Genomic DNA, 3798 nt, shown 5'->3' on the forward strand with positions numbered 1-3798 from the left:
GGTATGGAACGCAGAGGGAATCATTTTGCACGCCAACCCCACCGCCGCCAACCTGCTGCGCGTCAAACCGGACAGCCTGCTCGGCTCGAAACTGGATGCCTACATCCGCTTCCCGCGCCCGGTACAGGATGCACTCCAAAAACAAATTCCAATCAACGATCTTGAAGTTCAACTGACCGTTGCCGGTGAGCCGGTCAGCTGTCTGCTCAGTTTACAGTACATTCATGGCCGGCACGGTTTGCGCATGGCAATTGCCGTGCTCCGGCCAGTGAAGACCCTGCGTGAATATGTCCAGCGGCAGGTCAGCTCCCCCACCTTTGACCTGCAAAACCTGATCGGTGAATCGCCCGCCATTCGCCGTGTGCGGCGCATGGCGCGCAGCGCCGCGGCCGCACGCGGCTGCGTCTTGATCCGCGGAGAACCCGGCACCGGTAAAAACCTGCTGGCGCGGGCGATTCACTATCACAGCCAGCGCAGCCATGCTCCCTTTGTGGTTTTTGCCTGTACCGCTGTGCCCAGCGAACTTGCGCTGACTGAACTGATCGGCAGCGAAAAAGGCAATCATGACGGCGCGCCGATCACAAGCAAATTTGAACTGGCCGCTGGCGGCACACTCTTTTTACAGGATGTGGATCAATTGCCGCTCGAAGCCCAAAGCGTACTGCTCAACTTTCTGGAACTGGGCATCATCCAGAAAATTGGCAGCCGAAAACCCATTGAGGTGGACGTGCGCATCATTGCCTCCAGTTGCGCTCCACTGGAGCATCTGGTTCGTGAGGGCAACTTCCGCGCCGATTTGCTCTACCGGCTCAGTTCCCTTGAAATCGTGCTGCCGCCCCTGCGCGAACGCAAACAGGATTTAGACCTGCTGATCGAACAAATTCTTCAAAGGTTGTCTAAACAGGTTGGCCACCCCCTGACCCTCAGCCGCGAAACGCTCAGCCTGTTGAAGGCCTATCACTGGCCCGGCAATGTACGCGAACTGGAATCGGTGTTGACCCGCGCTGCAGTTCAAGCCAGCCCGGGCCGGCTGATCACCCCCGGTCATTTACCCCACTTACAGCCCATGACGGATTTTGAACCTTCACCCTCCAGTGAGGACGGCCGCATACTGCCACTGGAGGAACTGGAAAAACGTGCCATTTTGCAAGCCGCTCAATACTGTCAGGGCAATGTAACCCGCATGTCCGAAATGCTTGGAATTGGCAGAACAACCATCTGGCGCTATTTCAAACAAATGAATTTATCTCCCGAGGAATTCCGCATTCGCGACACCAAATCTCAAAATGTTTCAAATTGAAACACTTATTAAGATAACTGTTCCATTTCGAACCAAAAATTTCACAAAAGTTGACCTATCCATCTTGTGCCGTACAATTAAGGGCGATGTTTAATTTTTCTTCTATAATCCGCAATTTTTGGCAAATTAGTGGTTCCCGAACGATGGGCTGGCATCTCGCAGTCCAGTGGTCATGTGTTATCCCCTCTCTTCAGGCAGAAGATACCGTTTGTTAGGAAGCATTCCAAACAACGGTATTTTTTTGCAAGTTTCTACCGGTCTTTTCTCAACAATCCAATACTGACTAAGGAGGTTGCACGGAAAGAGATACGATCATCTGTCCTTCGTTTTCTATTGTTTCCCCAATTTTTCAAATCCTTTGAAAGGAGAGATCGAAGATGAAATCAAGAGGTTTAAGTGAATTCCTTGGCGAAGTCATTGGAACATTCACGCTGATCTTGTTAGGTGATGGTGTGGTTGCCAATGTGGGGCTCGCTCCGCGTCTGGCCTCCCCCGCCTATAACTGGAACACCATCACCATCGGCTGGGCCTTCGCGGTGATCGTGGCGGTATATGTGTCGGCCGGTGTTTCCGGTGCGCACCTCAATCCCGCTGTGACCATCGCCTTAGCCGTCAAACGTGGTTTTTCATGGTCGAAAGTACCCACCTACATTTTGGGTCAGTTCGTTGGCGCGTTCCTCGGTGCGCTGGGTGTCTACCTGGTCTATATGGAAGGTTTACAGGCCGCCGGCATGCCCAATGTGTGGTGCACTGGTCCGGGATCGGTGTTCGGTCAGGCCTTCTGGGGCGGAACAGGAGGCGGCTCGGTTGGAGCCTACTCGCTGGTCAATGCCAGCATTGCTGAAATTGTGGGCACCGCCGTGCTGCTGTTTGGGGTTTTGGCCAGCGGTGATGAGCGCAACCTCGGCCTCAAATTCAACATGGGTCCGTTCCTGGTTGGCGGCACCGTGCTGGCAGTCGGTTTGAGCCTTGGCGGCCCCAGCGGTTACGCCATCAATCCCGCCCGTGATCTCGGCCCGCGCATCTTCGGCGCTTTGGTCGGGACAAAGGACTTGTTCGATGGCATTTACTGGCTGGTAGCCCCGGTGATTATGCCAATCATCGGTGGTATCCTCGGTGCAGTGATTTACGACGCACTGGTTACCGCTCAACTGCCCCCCAAGAAAGACTAAATTTCATCATCACCCGGGCCTGCTTTGTAAGTTGAAGCAGGCCCACTCTCGCCCCGCTGACTAGTGGTACTCCGCAAAAGTTTTTGAATAGAAAGGAAATACAGCATGAAAAAGTTAATCAACAAACCAGAAGACGTGGTGAAGGAAGAGCTGGAGGGGATTGCCGTTGCTCATCCGGACCTCGTCAAAGTCCATTTTGACCCGAATTTTATCGTCCGTGCAGATGCTCCCATTCAAGGTAAAGTGGGCATCGTCTCCGGCGGCGGATCCGGCCACGAACCCATGCACGGTGGTTTCGTCGGGTTGGGTATGTTGGATGCAGCCTGCCCGGGTGCGGTTTTCACTTCCCCCACCCCCGATCAGATGTTGGAAGCCACCAAAGCGGTCAACGGCGGGGCAGGTGTACTGCATATCGTCAAAAATTACACCGGCGACATCATGAACTTTGAAATGGCCGCCGATCTGGCGCGCGCCGAGGGTATTGACATCGAATCGGTGGTGATTGATGACGATGTAGCCGTACAGGACAGCCTCTACACCGCCGGCCGGCGCGGCGTTGGTACCACCGTCCTGGCAGAGAAAATCTGTGGGGCAGCCGCTGAACAGCGCCGCTCCCTGAAGGAAGTGGCCGACATTTGCCGCAAAGTCAACGGCTGGGGCCGCAGCATGGGCATGGCGCTCACCTCCTGCACGGTTCCGCACGTCGGCAAACCCACTTTCGACCTGCCGGAAGATGAAATGGAAATCGGCATCGGTATCCATGGTGAGCCGGGCCGCACCCGCATGAAGATCAAACCCGCTGATGAAATCGTCGAAATGCTGATGGAGCCCATCATCTCCGATCTGCCCTACAAAGCCGGCGATGAGGTACTTTTGTTCGTCAACAGCATGGGCGGCACCCCATTAATTGAGCTGTACATCATCTATCGCAAGGCGTATGAAATCGCCACCAAACACGGTTTGAAAGTTGTCCGCAACCTGATTGGGCCTTACATCACCAGCCTCGAAATGGCGGGCACCTCCATCACCCTGCTGAAGATGGACGAAGACCTGATCAAATTGTGGGATGCCCCGGTCAAGACCCCCGGCCTGCGTTGGGGTGTATAAAAATCCTGAAAAGCCAGGTTTACCCGTTGGCTCGGCCTGGCTAGCCTTATGGAGAACTCTATGGTAATTACACGGGATGACATACTTGAATGGATTACACGCTACGCTGAAATACTGGCGGAGAACCGCGACTACCTGACCCAGCTGGATGCCGCCATTGGCGACGCCGACCACGGCGCCAATATGGACCGTGGCTTTCAGGCTGTCATGAAAAAGATG

At 54.6% G+C, this 3798-nt stretch carries 3 protein-coding genes; all 3 read left to right on the top strand.

The genetic code is table 11. The annotated features are described in order from the left end of the window. Window positions 1-1300, top strand: a 1300-nt coding sequence (locus VAE48_RS03935; RefSeq protein WP_322792016.1) for a sigma 54-interacting transcriptional regulator, incomplete at its 5' end; no start/stop codon positions are given. A gap of 377 nt (window positions 1301-1677) precedes the next feature. Continuing rightward, window positions 1678-2472: an MIP family channel protein gene (locus VAE48_RS03940; RefSeq protein WP_322792017.1), complete on the top strand. Its 795-nt coding sequence runs from the start codon at window positions 1678-1680 to the stop codon at window positions 2470-2472. A 105-nt stretch (window positions 2473-2577) separates the two neighbouring features. After that, the gene (gene dhaK, locus VAE48_RS03945) at window positions 2578-3579 is read left to right on the top strand and encodes a dihydroxyacetone kinase subunit DhaK (RefSeq protein ID WP_322792018.1); all 1002 of its coding nucleotides are present in this window, start codon (window positions 2578-2580) and stop codon (window positions 3577-3579) included. Window positions 3580-3798: the final 219 nt, after the last annotated feature.

The organism is Bellilinea sp., assembly GCF_034432615.1.
GTDB lineage: Bacteria > Chloroflexota > Anaerolineae > Anaerolineales > Anaerolineaceae > Bellilinea.

Excerpts from the sequence above, each read along its gene's own strand:
- VAE48_RS03940 (WP_322792017.1), top strand. The coding sequence starts at position 1,678 with ATGAAATCAAGAGGTTTAAGTGAATTCCTTGGCGAAGTCATTGGAACA.
- dhaK (WP_322792018.1), top strand. The coding sequence starts at position 2,578 with ATGAAAAAGTTAATCAACAAACCAGAAGACGTGGTGAAGGAAGAGCTG.